This is a genomic window from Pandoraea pnomenusa, assembly GCF_040391475.1.
Classification (GTDB): Bacteria; Pseudomonadota; Gammaproteobacteria; order Burkholderiales; family Burkholderiaceae; genus Pandoraea; species Pandoraea pnomenusa_C.
Window position 1 is genome coordinate 49,279 of sequence record NZ_JBEBXS010000006.1, and the last position, 17,424, is coordinate 66,702.

The 17,424-nt window shown below is 60.9% G+C and carries 14 protein-coding genes; 11 read left to right on the forward strand and 3 right to left on the reverse strand.

Annotated features, from left to right (window positions below):
• Positions 1-3: 3 nt before the first annotated feature.
• The 8 genes from ABWO90_RS08570 to ABWO90_RS08605 all read left to right on the forward strand — a co-directional run bounded on the left by ABWO90_RS08570 (position 4) and on the right by ABWO90_RS08605 (position 12,734).
• On the forward strand, positions 4-2,754 hold the full coding sequence (locus tag ABWO90_RS08570) for a cation-translocating P-type ATPase (RefSeq protein WP_353190793.1): 2,751 nt from the start codon (positions 4-6) through the stop codon (positions 2,752-2,754).
• A 19-nt stretch (positions 2,755-2,773) separates the two neighbouring features.
• Positions 2,774-4,462 (forward strand): SulP family inorganic anion transporter, encoded by a 1,689-nt coding sequence (locus ABWO90_RS08575; protein WP_502922581.1) that lies wholly within the window; start codon positions 2,774-2,776, stop codon positions 4,460-4,462.
• A 300-nt stretch (positions 4,463-4,762) separates the two neighbouring features.
• The gene (locus ABWO90_RS08580) at positions 4,763-5,824 is read left to right on the forward strand and encodes an efflux RND transporter periplasmic adaptor subunit (RefSeq protein WP_353190794.1); all 1,062 of its coding nucleotides are present in this window, start codon (positions 4,763-4,765) and stop codon (positions 5,822-5,824) included.
• A 13-nt stretch (positions 5,825-5,837) separates the two neighbouring features.
• Entirely contained in the window at positions 5,838-9,098 is a 3,261-nt protein-coding gene (locus ABWO90_RS08585) for a multidrug efflux RND transporter permease subunit (RefSeq protein WP_353190795.1), read from the forward strand.
• Positions 9,091-10,488, forward strand: a complete 1,398-nt coding sequence (locus tag ABWO90_RS08590) for an efflux transporter outer membrane subunit (RefSeq protein ID WP_353190796.1) — start codon at positions 9,091-9,093, stop codon at positions 10,486-10,488. Before ABWO90_RS08585 ends, ABWO90_RS08590 begins: the two co-directional genes overlap by 8 nt.
• Before the next feature lie 517 nt (positions 10,489-11,005).
• Complete coding sequence (locus ABWO90_RS08595) at positions 11,006-11,845, forward strand: LysR family transcriptional regulator (RefSeq protein WP_353190797.1); 840 nt, start codon at positions 11,006-11,008, stop codon at positions 11,843-11,845.
• A gap of 278 nt (positions 11,846-12,123) precedes the next feature.
• Positions 12,124-12,501 (forward strand): hypothetical protein, encoded by a 378-nt coding sequence (locus tag ABWO90_RS08600; protein ID WP_353190798.1) that lies wholly within the window; start codon positions 12,124-12,126, stop codon positions 12,499-12,501.
• An 11-nt stretch (positions 12,502-12,512) separates the two neighbouring features.
• Positions 12,513-12,734, forward strand: a complete 222-nt coding sequence (locus ABWO90_RS08605; RefSeq protein ID WP_353190799.1) for a YMGG-like glycine zipper-containing protein — start codon at positions 12,513-12,515, stop codon at positions 12,732-12,734.
• Positions 12,735-12,793: 59 nt separating this feature from the next.
• Here the strand turns inward: ABWO90_RS08605 and ABWO90_RS08610 are convergent, their stop codons facing one another.
• Positions 12,794-13,054 (reverse strand): type 2 periplasmic-binding domain-containing protein, encoded by a 261-nt coding sequence (locus ABWO90_RS08610; protein ID WP_353190800.1) that lies wholly within the window; start codon positions 13,052-13,054, stop codon positions 12,794-12,796.
• Positions 13,055-13,414: 360 nt separating this feature from the next.
• Between ABWO90_RS08610 and ABWO90_RS08615 the strand changes: the two genes are divergently transcribed.
• Complete coding sequence (locus ABWO90_RS08615; RefSeq protein ID WP_353190801.1) at positions 13,415-13,879, forward strand: ArsI/CadI family heavy metal resistance metalloenzyme; 465 nt, start codon at positions 13,415-13,417, stop codon at positions 13,877-13,879.
• Here ABWO90_RS08615 and ABWO90_RS08620 read toward each other — a convergent pair whose 3' ends face one another.
• Complete coding sequence (locus ABWO90_RS08620; RefSeq protein ID WP_353190802.1) at positions 13,880-14,203, reverse strand: ArsR/SmtB family transcription factor; 324 nt, start codon at positions 14,201-14,203, stop codon at positions 13,880-13,882.
• Positions 14,204-14,312: 109 nt separating this feature from the next.
• Between ABWO90_RS08620 and ABWO90_RS08625 the strand changes: the two genes are divergently transcribed.
• Together ABWO90_RS08625 and arsB are read left to right on the forward strand one after the other, a co-directional pair.
• Complete coding sequence (locus tag ABWO90_RS08625) at positions 14,313-14,834, forward strand: arsenate reductase ArsC (RefSeq protein WP_353190803.1); 522 nt, start codon at positions 14,313-14,315, stop codon at positions 14,832-14,834.
• A 50-nt stretch (positions 14,835-14,884) separates the two neighbouring features.
• Positions 14,885-15,913 (forward strand): ACR3 family arsenite efflux transporter, encoded by a 1,029-nt coding sequence (arsB, locus tag ABWO90_RS08630; RefSeq protein WP_353190804.1) that lies wholly within the window; start codon positions 14,885-14,887, stop codon positions 15,911-15,913.
• 32 nt (positions 15,914-15,945) lie between these two features.
• On the opposite strand, the gene ABWO90_RS08635 is transcribed toward arsB, so the two are convergent.
• The gene (locus ABWO90_RS08635; RefSeq protein WP_353190805.1) at positions 15,946-17,223 is read right to left on the reverse strand and encodes a HipA domain-containing protein; all 1,278 of its coding nucleotides are present in this window, start codon (positions 17,221-17,223) and stop codon (positions 15,946-15,948) included.
• Between the last annotated feature and the right edge of the window lie 201 nt (positions 17,224-17,424).

The window sequence follows — 17,424 nt, forward strand, 5'->3', positions numbered from 1 at the left end:
ACAATGTCTCATCGAATTCCCCCGGGCACCGACGGCAGCGAGACCTCTTGGCATGCGCTGTCCGCCTCAGAGGTTGCTCAACGCCTCGGAAGCGACACCGTCAATGGACTGACCGCGAGCGAGGCCGACGAACGGCTCGGGACATTCGGCAAGAATCGACTTCCCGAAGGCAAGCGACGCTCTGCGCTGATGCGCTTCCTCGGACAGCTCAACAACATTCTTGTCTACGTCTTGCTGGGGGCGGGATTCGTCAAGCTGATGCTGAGTCTGTGGCTGGATGCCGGCATCATCTTCGGGGTCGTGCTGCTCAATGCGATGCTGGGCTTTTTTCAGGAGGGCAAGGCGGAGAAAGCACTGGATGCGATCCGCAACATGCTCAACGCCGATGCGCGGACGATACGCGATGGCGAAACGCGGATGATTTCCGCAGTCGACCTCGTGCCGGGGGATGTCGTTCTGCTTGAATCGGGCGACAAGGTGCCCGCCGACCTCCGACTGACCGAAGTCAGGAACTTTCGCACCGAAGAAGCCGCGTTGACCGGCGAATCGGTGCCTGCCGAGAAGCGAACCGAACCCGTCGCGGTGAAAGCGACCGTCGGAGACCGTGAAAGCATGGCGTTCTCCGGAACGATGGTCGTATCGGGCAGGGCCACCGGCATTGTCGTTGCCACCGGTAACGAGACCGAACTCGGCAGAATCAATCAGATGCTTGCCAACGTGAGCCCGTTGGAAACGCCTCTGTTGAAGCAAATCAAGCGGCTCGGATATCTGATTACCGGCGCGGTCGCCGTGGTCGGCGTCATCGTCTTCGCTTATGGTCACTGGGTGTCGGGCATGGACTTCGTGTCGCTCTTCCAGGCGGTCGTCGGCATCGCGGTGTCGCTCATTCCCGAAGGTTTGCCTTCGCTTATCACGATCACGCTGGCAATCGGCGTTCAGCGCATGGCGCAGCGCAATGCCGTGATACGGCGCTTGCCGGCCGTCGAAACGCTCGGCGCAGTCTCGCGCATCTGTTCCGACAAGACCGGCACACTGACGCTGATGGAAATGATGGTTGTCTCAGCCGCGGCAGCAGACGCAGCGTATCGGGTCAGTGGCAACGGATACGCCCCGGAGGGCGATGTCACCCTGCACGGGCAGAAGGCAGAAGGCGACCGGGTGCTCGAACTCTTCGCACGCAATTCACTGCTGTGCAACGACGCCGAGATCTTCCTGCGCGACGGCGTCTGGACGGTCGAAGGCGACCCTACCGAAGGCGCGCTATACCCGTTTGCGAACAAGCTCGGATTACGACGCGAAGATGAACGGAACACGTGGCCGCGGATCAACGCGATTCCCTTCGAGTCCGAACACAAGTTCATGGCAACGGTTCACGCCGGCCCCGCTGGCACGGACGTCCTTTTCGTCAAGGGCGCGCCCGAGGTAATCATGGCGCATTGCGACCGGCAGCAGCTTGCCGACGGCGGGCAGTCTGCGCTCGACCGGGCGCATTTCCAACGCGAATCCGACGCGATGGCCGGCCGCGGCGAGCGCGTGCTGGGACTCGCCTGGATGGAGAACTCAGGGCTCGGCACCGGAGCGATCGGCCCGGATGATTTGCCGAAGCATCTGGTCTTCATCGGGTTGATCGGTCTGCTCGATCCGCCTCGCCCTGAAGCCATTGCGGCAATCAAGGAGTGCCATACCGGCGGCATTCGCGTCACGATGATCACGGGCGACCATCGGGTCACGGCGGCCGCCATCGCAAAAATGCTGGGCATCGGCGACGGCAAGACGGCAGTCACTGGCGACGAAATTGAAGCGATGAACGAGGCCTCCCTGCGGGAGACCGTGCGCGACGTGGACGTATTTGCGCGTGCCAGCCCCGAGCATAAGCTCCGGCTGGTGAGGGCGATTCAGGCCAATGGACAGACCTGCGCCATGACAGGCGATGGCGTCAACGATGCACCGTCGCTTAAACAGGCCGACATTGGCATCGCGATGGGGATCAAGGGGACGGAGGTGACGAAAGAGGCGGCCGGCATGATTCTCGCTGACGATAACTTCGCCTCTATCGGCGCGGCCGTCAAGGAAGGCCGCACGGTCTATAACAACATCGAGAAAGCGATCCTGTTCATGTTCCCGACGAACTTCGCGCAGGCGCTGGTGATCGCCGTGGCGATTCTCATGGGGCTGGCGCTACCCATCACGGCGCCGCAGGTGTTGTGGGTCAACATGGTGACATCGGTCGCGTTGGGGCTCGTGATCTCTTTCGAGCCGCATGAAGTCGACGTGATGCGCCGCCCCCCGCGTTCGGTGCAGCGACCGATCCTCACATGGTTCGGTATCTGGCGCATCATCTTTGTCGGCAGTGCGCTGCTGACGTTCACGTTGTGGGCGTTTTATTCGATGAAGGCGGACGGCGCGTCAGATGCGCTGGCACGCACGGTCGCCGTCAATGCGATCACCATTGGCCAGTGCTTCTATCTGCTCAACAGTCGCTATCTGATCGACAGTTCGTTATCCATACATGCCCATCTCGGCAATTTGTATTTGCCGCTCGGCATCGGCGCCGTCGTGATCCTGCAATTGCTCTTCACGTATGCGGGGCCATTACAGGCGATGTTCGACACGGAAGCGGTGCCGTGGCGGGTTTGGCCCTGGCTGATCCTCGACGGCTTCGTGCTGTTTCTCGTTGTCGAGCTTGAAAAGGTGATCATCCGATCGAGCAGCACCTTGCGGCAGATCGTGACTTCCGTCGAAGCGGGGGCGTGATCGCGCCTCATGCGAGTGGATAAACCGCTTCAGAAACCGGGGTTCCCGAATCGTGCTGACTCGACCCAGATCGCTGCCACTGCTCGATTTGCTGGCAGGCATTTCGCTGGCAGGATTGCTCGTTCCGGAAGCTGTGGCTTATGCCGGCATCGCCAATCTCCCGCCCGGCGCCGGCCTCATCGCACTGTTCGTCGGTTTGGCGGTGTATGCCCTGGCGGGAAGCAGCCGTTTTGCCATCGTCTCATCGACGTCGTCATCGGCAGCAGTGCTCGCCTCCATGCTGTTGAACGAATCCGCGCTCACCCCCGGCGTACGAACCGAAGTCGCTGCGGCCGTCGTCGCCACCACCGGCGTGCTGTTCCTGATTGCCGCGGTGGCTCGCCTCGGTAATCTGTCGGGTTTCATTGCGATTCCGGTGTTGCGCGGATTCACGTTCGGTCTTGCGGCTACCATCGTCATCAAGCAACTGGCGGCCATTCTGGCTGTCCCGACGCATCACGGCGACACACCGCGGTATGTGTTGGACCTGGTGCGCGGACTACCTCTGGCCAATCTCCATAGCGTTGCCGTGGGGCTTGTCGCCTTGGCGATTCTCTTCGGGCTCGGCAATCGCACACGCGCATTGGCGATGCTCGTCACAATCGTGGCGGGAATTGCGTCGAGCTATGCGATTGATTGGACTCGTTACGGTGTGACGCTGGTCGGGCGCATCGATCTCAGCGGCGCTCAACTGGGAATACCGGACCTGTCACGCGCGCAGTGGACGCAGGCGGCGGGCATGGGCTTCGCGCTCATGCTGATCCTCTATGCAGAGTCCTATGCGTCGATCCGTAACTTCGCGCTCAAGCACGGCGACCCGATAGCCCCGAATCGCGATCTGCTTGCGCTCGGCCTTTCCAACTTGCTGGTCGGCCTGCTTCACGGCTCGCCAGTGGGTGCAGGGTATTCGGCAACATCCGCCAACGAAGCCGCCGGCGCGCAAACCAAGTTTTCCGGCATCATCGCCGCCGCTACGGTTGCACTCGTGGCGTGGCTGCTGTTACCCCAACTGGCGCGCACCCCGGAGCCAGTCCTCGCCGCCATTGTCATTTTTGCCGTCAGTCATTCGCTGCGTCCTTCGGTGTTCAAGCCGTACTGGGTCTGGCGGCGGGACCGCCGGATGGTGATCGGGGCAGTGGTGGCGGTATTGCTGCTGGGCATCTTGCAGGGATTACTGGTTGCCATCGGCCTGAGCTTGGTGCTGGTGTTGCGCAGGCTATCCGAGCCGACGGTCAGCGTGCTCGGGCGCTGGCGTGACAGCCACGATTTCGTTGACGTGGCAAAGCACCCGGAGGCACAACCTTTGCCGGGCATCCTTATCGTGCGTCCAGAGGCGCAATTGTTTTTTGCCAATGTGGAACGCGTGCTGGCGCGCGTGCACACGCTTGCGCAAGCGTCCTCCATCCACGCCATCGTCCTGAGTCTGGAAGAATCTCCGGACCTCGACGGCACCGCAATCGAGGCTTTGCATCTTTCGGCGCACGCGTGGCACGCACAAGGAAAGCGCCTTTACTGCGTCCGGCTCAAGCCGCAAGTCCTTGAAGTGCTTCGTCGAGGAGACGACGAGGTTTTTTCAAGCGATACGCTTTCGGAAATGAGTGTAGACGAGAGCATGCGCGCATTCTCGCTGGCGCAACTACCGCAAGCGAACACCGATGCGCAGCAGTGAGGAACGATGTCGACCCACGGCGCGCTCGCCGTTCTGCCGTCGTGCCCACATGGCTGCGACCCGTTGAATTCGCTGGCACCAGGGGTAAGCCGCGCCGCGTGACATTTATGAATTTTGACCGTATTCTCACTCCTGGACGTCAAGTGTCTGAGTAGATCCAAGTTCGGCTAAACGCACCGTTTCACTGCAAACCTTGCGGAGGCTCGATTGCGATATTGCGAACCAAGGCGACGCAGCATCGGCATAGTGTTCGTCGCGTTGCTATGCTTCGGGTGCCGGGATCGGACACCGGCGGACGCTATGCCGACGCCGCTGCCCACCGTCGTTGTTGAAACCGTACAACGCACATCGGTGGGAAATCGTGTTGAGCTGCCCGGCCGTATCGAGGCGACGAAGACAGCGGAAGTCCGAGCCCGGGTGGACGGCATCGTCGAGCAACGGCTCTACCAGGAAGGCACCGACGTGGCGGCCGGCACACCGCTCTTCCGAATTGATTCTCGAGACTACGACGCAGCGCTCGTGCAGGCGAAGGCCGCCCTGAGCCGCGCGAACGCTGCACGCGAGAATGCGGCTTCGGTGGTGGAGCGCTTTCGGCCACTGGTAGCACGTCAGGCCGTGAGCGCGCTCGAGTTCGAGGCAGCAGACACAACCCTCCAGCAGGCGCAGGCCAACGTGAACGACGCTCGCGCGGCGGTCGCATTGGCGCAGTTGCGCGTGGAGCGGTGCGTCGTGCGGGCGCCAATTGCGGGCCGTGTCGGGCGGGCACTCGTGACCGAAGGTGCGCTGGTGAGCGCCGGCGCGGCCACGTTGCTGACACAGATTAACCAGCTCAGCCCGATCAACGCGGTCTTTTCACAATCCAGCGTATCGCTGCTCGACTTGCAGAAGGCGGTTCGCGAGGGCGCTGTGACAGCTTCCAACGGCAAACGAATCGAGGTCCACCTGCTGCTGGCGAATGGCGAGCAGTTCGGCGAGGCGGGCTATCTCGACTTCACGGACCTCTCGGTAGATCCGTCCACTGGCACCCAGGTGTTGCGGGCCAGGTTCCGAAATGCTGACCGGGTCCTCTTGCCGGGACAATTTGTACGCGCGCAGTTTGCGATGGGCAGCCTGCAGAACGCCATTGTCGTGCCTGAGCGAGCGTTGCAGTTCGAGCAGCAATCGACCAGCGTGTCGATTGTCACGACAAACGGCACCGTCGCGCGCCGAAATGTCACGCTTGGGCAGCATGAAGTCGGCGCCTGGGTCGTGACCAGTGGCCTGGCGCCCGGGGAACAATTGATCGTTGACGGATGGCAACGGGTGCAGCCAGGGCAACAAGTCAAGGCCGAGTCGGCACCGCAGCCCAAGACCGGATCCTGAAGGACGCGCGCTCATGAACCGCTTCTTCGTCTACCGGCCGGTCTTCGCCTGGGTCGTGGCGTTGTTCGTTGTCCTGTTCGGCGTGATCGGGCTCTCGCTGCTGCCCATCGAACAGTACCCCGATGTCGCCCCTCCATCGCTCACGGTTTCCGCAACGTTCCCAGGCGCCGACGCACAGACCCTAGATCGAACGGTCACGTCGATCATCGAGGGTGAGCTCAACGGCGTCGACAACTTTCTCTATATGTCGTCCGCGAGCCGCTCGAACGGCACCGCACAGATTTCGGTCGCCTTTACCCCGGGGACCAATCTCGACATTGCACGCACGCAGGTCCAGGACCGTGTCAGCCGCGTCGAACCCCGGCTTCCCATGGAGGTACGCCAACTGGGCGTGCGGGTGACGAAGGCATCGTCGGGTTTCCTGATGCTTATCGCGCTGCAGTCAACGACAGGCGAGCAGTCGGCGGTTGAACTCGGCAATTTCGCGGCGAACAATATCGTCAACGAGTTGCGCCGTATTCCCGGTGTTGGCGAAGCCCAGCTGTTCGGCTCCTCCTACGCCATGCGGATATGGCTCGATCCGGAAAAGCTCGGCAGTTTTGGATTGTCCGCAGCGGAAGTCTTTGCGGCGATCCAGGAACAGAACAATCAGACGGCGGCTGGCAGTCTTGGCGACCAGCCGCTCGCGCCGGGCGCAGAACTGAACGCGCAGATCATCACGCAGAACCGCTTCTCCACGCCCGATCAGTTCCGTGAAATCATCGTTCGGTCCAACCCGGACGGGTCAACGGTGCGGGTTGGCGATGTGGCACGCGTCGAGCTGGGTAACGACAGCTACGGCTTTCGCTTTCGCGTGAACGGCAGGGAGTCCGCCGGCATCGCCATTCAGCTTGCCAGCGGGGCGAATGCGTTGTCGGTGGCGGCTGGCGTAAAGCAGCGCATGTCACAGCTCGAGCCGACGTTCCCGAAAGGCCTGACGTGGGTGGTGCCGTTCGACACCACACCATTTATCACTACGTCGTTGGCGGGCGTGATGCGCACCATGATCGAAGCGCTCCTGCTGGTGACGGTGGTCGTCTATCTGTTCCTGCAAAAGTGGCAGGCAACGTTGATTCCGACGATCATCGTGCCCATCGCGCTCATTGGCACCTGCATCGGCCTGCAGCTGTTCGGTATGTCGATCAACCTGCTGACGCTGTTCGGCATGGTAGTCGCCATCGGCATTCTCAACGACGATGCCATCGTCGTGGTCGAGAGTGTGGAGCGCGTGATCCAGGACGAGGGACTCGACGCCACACAAGCCACGGTCAAGGCCATCGGTCAGATCGCCGGTGCCGCCATCGCCAGTACGCTCGTGCTGGTGGCTGTGTTCGTGCCGATGGCATTCTTCCCCGGATCGACCGGCGCGATCTACCGGCAGTTCTCCGTCACGCTGAGTATTTCGATCTTCTTGTCGACGCTGCTGGCGCTGACGCTGGGCGCCGCCATGTCGGCGAACTTGCTCGGTCGTTCACGCGCCACTGACGCCTCGGACGAAAATCCCGACGGCGCTGCCAGCCAAGGCCGACGGGGTGTGCTCCGTCACCCGGTGTTGCGCAAGGTGGCGGCTTTTCGACAACGCGTGTTTGACGGCTTCAACAACGGCCTGAACCGTGCCACTGACCGATATGTCGTCGCTGTGGAAGCGATGCTGAAAAAGCCACTGCGCTGGTTGTTGGTGTTCGCAGTCGTGTGCGTGGTCACCGGCCTCTTTTTCTCGCAACTGCCGCGTGGCTTCATTCCCACGGAGGATCAGGGACATATTTTCGTGTCATACACGGCGGCACCGGGTGCAACGGCACAACGCACACAGGACGTCGTCGATCAGGTCGAGGCCTTTCTCAACAAGCAGCCGCAGGTAAGGGGAGTGACTTCGGTCACCGGCTTCAGCTTCTTCGGACAGGGGCAGTCGGCAGCCATGTCGTTCGTCGACCTGAAACCGTGGGATGAGCGTCGTGGCGCGGAAAATTCGGCGTCGATGCTGGTGGCACGCACGAATGCGGTCGTCCTGCAAATTCCGCAAGCCCTTGTGTTCGCGCTCGATCCGCCGGCGATCCCCGCGCTCGGCAATGCCAACGGCTTCTCGATGAAAATCATTGACCGCAGCGGCGTAGGCGGGCCGGCGTTGCAGCAAGCCGTGGGCCAGATGCTGATGGAAGCGTCGCAGAGCTCAGTTTTGACGGGCGTACGTCCTGAAGGGCAGCCGTTTGCGCCGCAATTGTTCGTCGACATCGATCGTGTGAAGGCGCGCGCACTCGGACTGCAAATCGGCCAGGTCAACAGCGCGCTGGCCCTGCTATTCGGATCGAACTACATCAACGACTTCGTCTACGAAGGGAACGTGTTGCGCGTGCTCATGCAGGCCGACGCGCCAAACCGCATGAGCCCCGATGACATCGGCGCCATCCGGCTGCGCAACGCTGCGGGTGAGCTCGTGCCGTTCTCGGCATTCTCGCGCGTACGTTGGACGTCGGGACCGCAACAACTGGATCGATATAACGGGTTCCCTTCGGCCACGCTCTCCGGGCAAGCCGCCCCCGGGCGGTCGAGCGGCGCAGCCTTGAACGAAATGGAGCGCATCGCAGGCCACGTGCTAACGGGCAGTCTCGCCTATGAATGGACCGGCACCGCCTTCGAAGAACGGCAGGCCGGCGGACAGATCGGATTGCTGCTCGCGCTTTCGCTGCTGGTGGTGTTCCTGCTGCTCGCCGCGCTTTACGAAAGCTGGAAGATCCCGGTGTCCGTGTTGCTGATCATCCCGCTGGGCGTAATGGGCGCGGTGGTCTTTACGTCGGCGCGGGGATTTTCGGCAGACGTCTACTTCAACATCGGGCTCATCACCATCATTGGGCTCGCCGCCAAGAACGCCATCCTGATCGTCGAGTTTGCCATCAAGGAAGAGGCTGACGGCAAGGACGCTGCCACTGCCGCAATCAACGCTGCTCGCCAACGTCTGCGGCCGATCCTGATGACCAGCGTGACGTTCGTGCTCGGCATGCTCCCGCTTGTGGTTGCAACCGGACCCGGTGCTGCGGGGCGTCAGGCGGTGGGCACCGGCATCATGGGGAGCATGCTGACAGCGACCGTGTTCGGCATCTTCTTCACGCCACTGTTCTACGTGGTCGCCCGAACCTGGATCGGGCGCAAGCGAACCGTCGACGCTCCGGCGCCGACGCCCGCATCTAGCTCAGGGCGCGAGGGTGTACGGGAAGGCGACGGAGGGCGCGATGCTTAAACGAACCTTTGGCGTCGCATCCGCGTCCTTCATGCTGGCATCGTGTAACTTCGCCCCCACGTACGAACGACCCTCCACGACGCTGCAAGACACATTTGCCGTAACGGACTTTGCCCCCATGTCTGAGGCCCGTGCAGCGCAGGAGGTCACGTGGCAGGTGTTTTTCCGGGATCCCGCCTTGCACCAGCTGATTTCGCGTGCGCTTGAACGCAATCAAGACTTTGCGGCTGCAGTCGCGCGTATCGATCAGGCAAAGGCGCTTTACCGGATTCAGCGCTCTGCGCAACTCCCCACGGTAGCTGTGGGCGTTGATGCGACTCGGGCGCGCATACCGAATACGCCGACGGGCGTGGCTTCGGTGGCCAATCAGTTCGGCGCCCAGGTGGCCGTCACCGCGTTCGAGCTCGATTTCTGGGGGCGTGTGGCGAATCTGTCGGAATCGGCCCGCAGAAACTATCTTGCGACGGCATACGGCGCGAGGGCGTTCCGCATTTCACTGATTGCCAGTGTCGCCTCCACTTATTACGCGATTCTCGCTGGCGATGAAGGCGTGGCCCTTTCGATGCATACGGCGCAAACGCGTGAGTACGCGCGCGAAATAGCCAGGCTGCGTCTCCAGGCCGGTGCCACTTCACTCGTCGATTACGAACAGGCGGACATTCTCGCCACGCAGGCGGAAACCCAATTGGCGGAGCTTCGCCGAACGACGGCTCAACTACGCAACCAGTTGGCCGTGCTCGTCGGCGGCCCGTTGTCCCCCGAGCTTGCACAGACGCAAGGCATCGGCAATACGGAACAATTCGGGCCACTGGACCCGGGCCTGCCGTCGGCGATGCTCGATCGACGTCCTGATATTCAAGCCGCCGAGGAGGCCTTGCAAGCCGCCAATGCCGACATCGGTGCGGCCCGTGCAAACTTCTTCCCGCGTATATCGCTCACGACGACCTTCGGGTACGTGTCGACGGAGCTCAGCAACCTGTTCACGCATGGCGGTCAGGCCTGGCTGCTGGCGGGCGGCGCGAGTCTGCCGCTATGGGACTGGGGAGCGCGTCAAGCCCAGTTGGGATTCTCCGAGGCACGCCGGGACGAATTGACCGCTAACTATCGAAAGGCGATCCAGGTAGCGTTCCAGGAGGTGTCTGACGCCCTGATTGCGCGGCAGCGCCTGCGGGAACAGATCAATGCGCAAGAACGCGCAGTGAGTGCCGAAGCCCGTCTCGCCGAGACAGCAGAACTCCGGTATCAGAACGGCATTTCAATCTACCTTGAAGTCGTTGACGCACAACGCAGTCTCTTCACCGCTCAGCAACAGTTGATCCTGTTACGCGCCGCGGAGCTGCAAAATGGGGCAACGCTATACGCAGCGCTCGGTGGCGGACAGAACGATTGACGCTTCAATTCATGACGATGCTGGTCATAAAGCGACGGGAGGAGGGTGTGGACCAAGCACCAACCGCGCCGTCCCTGAAGATGCGGATCGGCGCGAAACGCGGCTAATTCGATGGGCATCGCCAATCAGCTGACTTGGTGCCAATGGCGTAGGGCCACCACCACAGCCGCTGTTAGCGCGCAAACGACTGCGCAGACGAGTGTCAAGGCGAGCAGATGCGCAATCGCGTATCGAAGCCGGCTCATGATGGCTTCCCATTCGCAAGGGTGCGCGGCAACTGTGCTCGCTGCGCGTGCCCTCTGTGCGCATCGAGCACCACGCGGGTCTCGATTCGAGATTTGCCGCGAGCACGGATGGCGTTCAGGTCATAGTCGACAGACAGGCGATGCAAATGGCGTGCGGTGAGCATGGACGCACCTGAAAATGGAAGGTCGAGTGCTCACCATAGCGAAAAGCGATTCATTGAAAAACAGAATGATTTATATTTCAGTGATCGCGTTTTGGAATGATTGCCCGTATGAAGTCCCTCGACATCGAAGCAGTTCAAGCCTTCGTCCTTACCGCGGATTTGCAGAGCTTTACTCGCGCGGCCGAAGTGCTCGACATGACGCAATCGGCCGTTAGCGTGAAGATCAAGCGCCTGGAAGAAGGGCTGGGACGCAAACTGCTGGAGCGCACGCCCAGGCGCGTGCGGCTGTCCGCGGATGGCAGCAATTTCCTTGCGGGGGCCAGGGCACTCGTCGCCGCGCACCAGGGGGCACTGGAGGTATTCACGCCCAAACGGCGACGAATGTTGTTGGGCATTAGCCACCACATCGTGGGCGCCGAGTTGCCACAGCTTTTACGGCATGTTGGCCGAGCCGACCCAGGCCTGACGCTCGACATACGTATCGCCGCATCGCGCGAGCTTTTGGAAGCATTTGACGACGGCGATATCGACGTCACGATTGTTCTGCGCCATGACAGCCGACGTCAGGACGGCAAAGTGATCTTGCGGGAGAACTTTGGCTGGTTTGCCGCGCCGGATTTCGAGTGCCGCGTCGGTGAGCCGATTCGTATCGCGACGCAGCCGCAGCCGTGCAGCGTTCGCGCGATGGCGATCAGGTCGCTCGACGCAGCAGGCATCGCGTGGACAGAGGCGTTTGTGGGCGGCGGCGTTAACACCCTCGGCGCGGCTGTTTCGGCGGGTCTGGGTGTCGCGGCTCTGGGGCGTCGGGTGGCGCCACGCGGCACGGTAGACGTGGCGGGGCGGCTGGGTTTGCCCCCGTTGCCCGCGCGAGACGTTGTCTTGTACACGAATCTGCGAGATCAACAAGCGAGGGCCGCGATTCAATCGCTGACTGCCGCGCTGAGATAGTTGCCGGCCACAGAGTAGGGCGCTCACAGCCATTTAACAGAACTAACAAAATCAATCACATACCAATTATGAGGTCGTCTGACGAATTGAAAGTCTCAGGCTCTGCAGCGTGATCCACTTGCGTTTTCGCGCAGAAAAACTAAGATTTTTAAACTACAGAATTCTTATTGCGAAAAGCAACTAATAGTTGTCAGAAGAAAAACCCTTCGAATTTACTGGTTGGTTGACCGCGCGAAGGCGCGGACGACCTGGAGCGAGTGACTACCACGAGGGATGTGATGACCATGAAACCGCAAATAAAAACGCTGTTATCCCTGACTTGTCTGTCCTTGGCGATGGCGGGTAATGTCGCGCGAGCGGAAACAATTCCGATCGTTACCGGGCAGAACTGGGTGTCCTCTACGGACGGGGAAAAGAAGGCCTACCTCGTCGGCATTTCCAATCTGCTCGAAGTGGAGCGCGCCTATCCCACCTACAACGCAAGGAACGACGGTGTCGCGCAGCGTTTCGAGAAGGGGCTGCATGGCGAGACGCTTGACAGCGTGCGCCAGTCCCTGGATCGGTATTACGCCGCAAATCCGACGATGCTCCAACACCCGGTTATCGAGACGATTTGGTTCCAAGTTGTCAAGCCCAATCTGGATAAAGGTCAGTGAGGAGGAACACCATGAAGCGACTCTTTTTGATCATCGGTATGGGCAGTCTCGTTGTCGTGACCGGTTGCACCGACATGTCGCCTCGCCAGCAGGGCACCGTTAGCGGGGCCGCGATTGGCGCGGCCTCCGGCGCGGGTATCGCAGCCATCTCGGGCGGCGACGTCTGGACCGGCGCAGCGATTGGCGGCGTGGCAGGCGGCGTGGCAGGCAATATACATGGCGGGCGGCGATAGGCCCGCAGAAAGTTGGCTGCTTTTCGAAACGGACACGGGCCTGATCGATCCTTTCGCTCTCATATCCCGGTGAGCGCGTCGGCCCCGAGGTTCAGCAATGTGGTCGCTTCGATAATGCGTTGCTTCATCCACTGATGCGCCTGGCTCGTATTGCTGCGCTGGTGCCAGCTCAGGAACAGCACGATGACCGGCACCGAGAACGGCAGCGGGCGCATCGCAATCTTGCCTCGCGTGGGCGGCGTCATGGCAATACGCGCAGGCAGTGCTGCGATCAGATCAGAGTCCATCAGAATCGACGTCGCCACCGAAAACTGATTCACCGACATCTGCATTCAGTACAGTTGCATATTTGTGTCCGAGAAAGCAGGGGTTATTGCCCTAAGTTGCGTCCGCCGACTATCCGAGCCGGCTACAGATGAGGGCGTTGTTGGTGGACTGGTCAATGCGGGTCTCCTGCAATACTTGATTTAACATAATGTACATTATGCGAATATCCGATGTGCAAAAGAAAGGGCAAATTGCCCCCCAATCCACAGCCTTGCCGCTTGCACACGAACCAACAATTCCATAACATTGGAAATATCGAAATTTCAGCTTCCCGATTTCTTGTTCGAAAACCCCTGCGCCAGCGCGTCACCGTGAATGCGCTCAGGCGTCGGCCAACATGAGGAGTATCCGAAGTGAAGCGATTCCACGTTCATATCACCGTGCCGGACATTTCTGCCGGCGTGACCTTCTACACCGGGCTTTTCGGTCAGGCACCGTCAGTACTCAAGGACGACTACGCTAAATGGCTGGTCGACGATCCTCGTCTGAATTTCGCCATTTCCGCACATGGCGCAGAGGCAGGCATCGACCATCTGGGAATTCAGGTCGATTCGGACGACGAGCTTGCCGTCCTGCGCAGCCAGTTGGAACTCGCGGGCGCCAATGTGACGAATCAGCCGGACGCGAAGTGTTGCTACGCGTCGTCCAACAAGCACTGGACCGAAGATCCGGCTGGTGTCCCCTGGGAGGCGTATCACACGTTGTCGAGCATCCCGACCTACGGCGCGAACGCCGGGCAACGGGGCGAGGAAATAAGTGGCGCAGCTTGCTCGTCGCCCCGCCCGGACACGTCTGGTGCCAGAAAAGCTTGCTGCTGATCAACACTTTCGAGATGACGCCGGCTCGCACAGTCCCGGCATGCCCTGGCAGCAGTTTTCGGTGAGGAATCCGATGAGCGCGTTCATTTTGCTCATCGATGCCGAGTAATAAATGAAGCGGCCTTCCTGCCTGGACGCGATGAGTCCTGCGTTGGTGAGCTCTTTCAGATGAAATGAAAGCGTGGCATTTGCGAGCCCCAGGGCTTCGGCAATGCTGCCAACGCTCAGCCCGTCGGGGCCGGCGACAACCAGCAGCCGAAACACGGCGAGACGATTGGCCTGAGCCAATGCGGCAAGGGCTTTGACGGCATCGGAATCGTTCAATGTGGTCTGCAATTTCTGGTTAGGCGGCAATGTTGAGAACGAGGCGCGTACGCCGGATAGGCGTAGCAACACTTTCAAAATTTCGATATTTCCGGAATTTTAGTCAATCATGACACATGCAGAAACCCGCAAGAGCAACGTGCTGTTTCTTTGCACGCATAACGCAGCACGGTCCATCCTCGCAGAAGCCATTCTCAACGACATTGGCGGCGAGCGTTTCGTCGCGTTCAGCGCCGGCAGCCAACCCGCCGGTCAACCCAATCCGTTTGCGCTTGAGTTGCTCGCGTTGCATGGCACCAACACGTCGGACCTCCGGAGCAAATCGTGGGACGAGTTCGCACAACCTGGCGCACCAGCTATCGACTTTGTCTTCACCGTATGCGACAACGCGGCGGATGAAACCTGTCCCATTTGGCCGGGTCATCCGGCCAAAGCGCACTGGGGCGTGCCCGACCCGTCGCAGACGAAAGGTACTCCGGACGACATCCGCCGTGCCTTCCTCCGAACCTATGTGCAATTGCGCACGCGAATCGAATTTCTCGTGGATCTGCAACTAGACAAACTCGACCCGGCCGCCGCATATGGCGAGCTTCAAAGCATGGGCGATGCGCTTCGTGCCAAGGGGGAATGATGTCTGCGCAACTGCCATCCGATACCCCAACGGCCTCTCCTTCGACCGAGATGGGTGCGTTTGCACGTTATCTGTCACTGTGGGTGTTGCTTTGCATGGCCGCCGGCGTGCTCATCGGGCACATCGCATCGGACGCCGTCGCGCAAATTTCCCGGCTGGAAGTCGCACACGTGAACATCGTGGTCGGCGTGCTGATATGGGCGATGATCGTGCCGATGCTGCTGAATATCGATTTTGCCTCGCTTGGGCGTGTCGCGGAGCATTGGCGGGGCGTGGGCGTCACGGTTGCGATGAATTGGTTGGTCAAACCGTTTTCAATGGCCCTGCTTGCGGGGTTCTTCATTCGTCATCTGTTTGCCGCATGGCTCCCGGCCGATCAGTTGGACAGCTATACCGCAGGACTGATTCTGCTTGCCGCTGCCCCCTGCACGGCAATGGTCTTCGTGTGGTCGCAATTGTGCAAGGGAGACGCGTACTTCACGCTTTCGCAGGTGGCCCTGAACGACGCCATCATGGTCGTGGCGTTCGCGCCCATCGTGGCCTTGCTGCTCGGTGTGTCCGAAGTCACAGTACCGTGGCCGACGCTGATCGTCTCGCTCGTCGTGTATATCCTGATTCCGTTGGCGCTGGCGCAAGCCGTACGTCGTACGCTGCTCACGCGTGGGAAAGCTCGCCTCGCGGCCGTTGCCTCGGCCATCGCGCCCTATTCGATGGGGGCGCTCCTGGCAACGCTCGTTCTGCTTTTTGCCTTTCAGGGCGAAGCGCTGCTTAACGAGCCCCTCGTCATTGCGCTGCTGGCGGTACCGATAGTCCTGCAAGTTCTGCTGAACGCGGGGCTCGCTTACCTCGTCAACCGAAAACTCGGCGTGGCGCACTGCGTCGCGGGACCGTCCAGCCTTATCGCTGCGAGCAACTTCTTCGAGCTGGCGGTTGCCACGGCCATCAGCGTCTTCGGGCTTCGCTCCGGTGCAGCACTTGCCACCGTGGTCGGTGTACTCGTTGAAGTGCCGCTTATGCTGTTCGTCGTACGGGTCGTGAATCGAACGAAAGGCTGGTACGAGGCTCGCGCCCGCCGGTGACGCCCCGCCCCGCCCATGAGAACCAACGCGCCCTACTCCCCTTGCCTGCGCGTCGGCATCAGCGGCACGACGAAATCTCGCGCAACAGTCAGATTAGCCGTCGCAAGTTCTCGAAATGCGACCGGAATCGGCACCGGCGATTCGTTGCGACTCACGCGCGCCCAAAACACTTCCGCCGCACGAAACGCCCTGTCCCATACAACGGGACGCGCGCCGATCGTGCCGACCCTCGGTGTGATCGGCAAAAGATCGGGGTCGACGCCGCCGCCCACGGTCGCGTAACGCATCGGCAGAATGTCGTAAGCGGGCGCAACACGAGAAAACCGCCCGCGTTCGTCCGCCAGCAGCGAGATGTTCTCGAAATGCCGGTCGCCATTGCCAATGAGTTCGCTGAATGCTGCCATGACGTGAATCCGGGACGCTTCCTCCGCCGACAATAGCTTCGCCTGCTCACACCGCACGGCGAACTCGGACCACGTGTCGCGCCGACCAAACCATTCGTCGTCGATCGCCCCCGCCGACAACATGCCCACGCGCCCAAACGCGCCGATGCGATCGAAACGCCGCACCTCGAGGAAGACATAGTTTTCGGACGTCAACAGCTCGGTCTGCGCCGCAGGCACCCACGCCACATCGAGCGACGCGAGCGCAAGATGCTCCAGCACGAGCAGATCGGCCATGCGTGAGCCCTGCTTCGCAAACTTGACGATCACGTGGCCGGTGTCCTGCGTGAAGCTAAGGAACTTGGGCTGTTCACCGCCCGCACTCGATCCGTACGAGGCATCCTTGAGTTGGTTCGCCATGCCCTCGAAGGCCTCGAGCTTCTGGTCCGAGGTCACCGGTGCCAATTGACGGAATTCCATCTCCCGCTGCAACGACGCGTCGCCATAAATCAGGTTGCCTGGAAGATTGAAGCCCCGCGCAAACAGAAATGCGATCCGATGCTCTTCGCTCCAGTCGCGCAGATTCGCCGGGAACAACATTCCCAGCGCCGCAGATCTGGCGACCTGACGCCCCAGAAAACCTGACGGCGACGCAAAATGCATATACGGCGGCAGACCGTCATAAAGCCGGTTCCGACGATCAGACAATTCCAGTGTCGCCCCGCCGCTCAGGAACTCCATCTGCGCGAACGGCTCGATCGCGCCGTCGCCGAGGACCTGATACACGGGCTGGCGAGCATTCAGCGCGCTCGGCAGCGCTCGCAGAAGACCGTATTTCGGCGTTCGCTCACCCGAAATTCGAAAGTTCGTGAATAGTTCGGGGGCACTGCGGACCAGACGCGAAAGCGTCGGCTGACTGATGGCCATCGCCGACGTAATTTCGTGCGCCGTCCTTACCCCGTGGGACAGGAGGCGCCGAAGTTCGTCGATTCGAGGCAGTGGTTCTGACATGGGCCGGCCCGTTATTCAGCGACAATGGAATAGTTCATGAATAGTTCAAGAATAGCACGGGCGCGAGAAATTGCCGGTTCTGCGTCGTCTGCGCCCAACAGTGCCCAATGGACGCCT